2 tRNA genes and 1 rRNA gene are annotated in these 1776 nt (G+C 51.4%); all 3 read right to left on the reverse strand.

Annotation, left to right across the window (positions count from 1 at the left end):
• Positions 1-113: 113 nt before the first annotated feature.
• Positions 114-189, reverse strand: a tRNA-Ala gene (locus L5L91_RS22520).
• Positions 190-327: 138 nt separating this feature from the next.
• Positions 328-404, reverse strand: a tRNA-Ile gene (locus tag L5L91_RS22525).
• A 99-nt stretch (positions 405-503) separates the two neighbouring features.
• Positions 504-1776 (reverse strand): 16S ribosomal RNA (locus L5L91_RS22530); the annotation flags it as partial.

Consider the following 1776-nt stretch of genomic DNA (forward strand, 5'->3'; position numbering starts at 1 on the left):
GTTAAAGAGCGGGCTTAAAAAAGCCAAAGATAATTTTTAAGTTTATCTTTGGCATCTCTATCCATAGTGCATATGCCTTATTACTTTGCAATAAAGTCAGAATAAGGTGTAAATGGTGGAGCTATGCGGGATCGAACCGCAGACCTCCTGCGTGCAAGGCAGGCGCTCTCCCAGCTGAGCTATAGCCCCATTTACATGCAGTGCGAGTAAGTAAGATGTTCCAAACCTCTAAAAGGATTGGTTTGCCAAATCGAGTTATCCGCGGCAAATTAACGCGACGTTTAGTTCACTAAACGAGTGTTAATTTAACAAAGGAGAACGAAGATTTGGTGGGTCAGAGTGGACTTGAACCACCGACCTCACCCTTATCAGGGGTGCGCTCTAACCAGCTGAGCTACAGACCCATCTTTGATAAACCTATTTAACTAGGTCCATCTTTTACTCTTTCTTCTATCAAGCAAATCTGTGTGAACACTCAACAAACATTAAGTTAGTCGTATAGGTAAGGAGGTGATCCAGCCCCAGGTTCCCCTAGGGCTACCTTGTTACGACTTCACCCCAGTCATGAACCACAAAGTGGTGAGCGCCCCCCCGAAGGTTAAGCTACCCACTTCTTTTGCAGCCCACTCCCATGGTGTGACGGGCGGTGTGTACAAGGCCCGGGAACGTATTCACCGTGGTCGTCCCCACCTTCCTCCGGTTTATCACCGGCAGTCTCCCTAGAGTTCCCACCATTACGTGCTGGCAAATAAGGATAGGGGTTGCGCTCGTTGCGGGACTTAACCCAACATTTCACAACACGAGCTGACGACAGCCATGCAGCACCTGTCTCASGGTTCCCGAAGGCACTAAGCTATCTCTAGCGAATTCYSTGGATGTCAAGAGTAGGTAAGGTTCTTCGCGTTGCATCGAATTAAACCACATGCTCCACCGCTTGTGCGGGCCCCCGTCAATTCATTTGAGTTTTAACCTTGCGGCCGTACTCCCCAGGCGGTCTACTTAATGCGTTAGCTTGAGAGCCCAGTGTTCAAGACACCAAACTCCGAGTAGACATCGTTTACGGCGTGGACTACCAGGGTATCTAATCCTGTTTGCTCCCCACGCTTTCGTGCATGAGCGTCAGTCTTTGTCCAGGGGGCCGCCTTCGCCACCGGTATTCCTCCAGATCTCTACGCATTTCACCGCTACACCTGGAATTCTACCCCCCTCTACAAGACTCTAGTTCGCCAGTTCGAAATGCTATTCCTAGGTTGAGCCCAGGGCTTTCACATCTCGCTTAACAAACCGCCTGCGCACGCTTTACGCCCAGTAATTCCGATTAACGCTCGGACCCTCCGTATTACCGCGGCTGCTGGCACGGAGTTAGCCGGTCCTTCTTCTGTAGGTAACGTCACAGATATARCGTATTAAAYTACAYCCTTTCCTCCCTACTGAAAGTGCTTTACAACCCGAAGGCCTTCTTCACACACGCGGCATGGCTGCATCAGGGTTTCCCCCATTGTGCAATATTCCCCACTGCTGCCTCCCGTAGGAGTCTGGGCCGTGTCTCAGTCCCAGTGTGGCTGATCATCCTCTCAGAACAGCTAGGGATCGTCGCCTTGGTGAGCCATTACCTCACCAACTAGCTAATCCCACCTAGGTTCATCCAATCGCGGAAGGCCCGAAGGTCCCCTCCTTTCCCCCGTAGGGCGTATGCGGTATTAGCAGTCGTTTCCAACTGTTATCCCCCTCGACTGGGCAGATCCCTAGGCATTACTCACCCGTCCGCCGCTCGCC

Source organism: Shewanella sp. SM55, assembly GCF_025654025.1.
In the GTDB taxonomy this organism is placed as follows: domain Bacteria; phylum Pseudomonadota; class Gammaproteobacteria; order Enterobacterales; family Shewanellaceae; genus Shewanella; species Shewanella oncorhynchi.